Raw genomic sequence first — 404 nt, 5'->3', positions numbered from 1 at the left:
GTCCGCGTCCGCCCGGCGAGATCGGCTTCGCAGTGATGCGCGGCGGCAGCATCGTCGGCGAGCACAGCGTCAACTTCCTCGCCGACGGCGAGGTGCTGACGCTGTCGCATTCGGCGGGCAATCGCTCGATGTTCGCCCGCGGCGCCATCGCCGCCGCCCTCTGGGTCGCCGGACAGCCACCCGGCGAATACGACATGCGCGACGTGTTGCGGCGTTGAAACTGCCTCAGTCGAGGGATTGGCCGTCATCGACGATTTTCGCCAAGATTGTTCCCCGAGGCGGCGGGCTTGTGCCCGCTTCGCCTTTGCGCAAGCCTGAATCAAATCGGCAAGGTTCGGCGCTATCGCTTTGGTCGGATTTTGTCTTTGGGCTCCGCGCGCGCCAAGGGTCGCGCTGCCGTGGAG

The 404-nt window shown here is 66.3% G+C and carries 1 protein-coding gene; it reads left to right on the top strand.

Going from position 1 to position 404, the window contains the following annotated elements:
- The coding region (locus EOA24_RS41025; protein ID WP_281059964.1) for a dihydrodipicolinate reductase C-terminal domain-containing protein at window positions 1-218 on the top strand (218 nt) is incomplete at its 5' end.
- Window positions 219-404: the final 186 nt, after the last annotated feature.

The sequence above is a fragment of the Mesorhizobium sp. M2A.F.Ca.ET.039.01.1.1 genome (assembly GCF_003998035.1).
Classification (GTDB): domain Bacteria; phylum Pseudomonadota; class Alphaproteobacteria; order Rhizobiales; family Rhizobiaceae; genus Mesorhizobium.
The sequence above is the reverse complement of the archived record's forward strand: the minus strand, read 5'-3'. Positions and strand labels throughout refer to the sequence as shown.